The 326-nt window shown below is 44.2% G+C and carries 1 protein-coding gene; it reads left to right on the top strand.

Annotated features, from left to right (window positions below; all coding sequences use genetic code 11):
• Positions 1-326, top strand: a 326-nt coding sequence (locus AVJ20_RS18160; protein ID WP_162689826.1) for a MobA/MobL family protein, incomplete at both ends; no start/stop codon positions are given.

The following is a 326-nucleotide window of genomic DNA, read 5'->3' as shown; positions in this document are numbered from 1 at the left end:
CATGTTCACGACCAGACTCATCAATGAAAAAGGCGAATTAGGAAAGAAACAAAGAATCTTCAACGACCATGGTCCCGAGATCCTGAAGGACAGCCGAGCAACTTTTGCCAATGTTGTAAACACAGTATTGGAAAATGCTGGACTAGATGAACGCATCGACCACCGGAGTTACAAGGATCAGGGCTTAGACTTTCTTGAACCCACCCATCATGAAGGGCATGAAGCTACAGCACTTCGCAGACAATATGATGAGGAACAAAAAAGACCGCTTGACGAACGTAACACTGAAATTGTGCTACCAAGAATTGCACTTGAAAATGAAGCCA

It is taken from the genome of Acinetobacter sp. CFCC 11171, from assembly GCF_003268405.1.
GTDB classification, from domain to species: domain Bacteria; phylum Pseudomonadota; class Gammaproteobacteria; order Pseudomonadales; family Moraxellaceae; genus Acinetobacter; species Acinetobacter amyesii.
The sequence above is the reverse complement of the archived record's forward strand: the minus strand, read 5'-3'. Positions and strand labels throughout refer to the sequence as shown.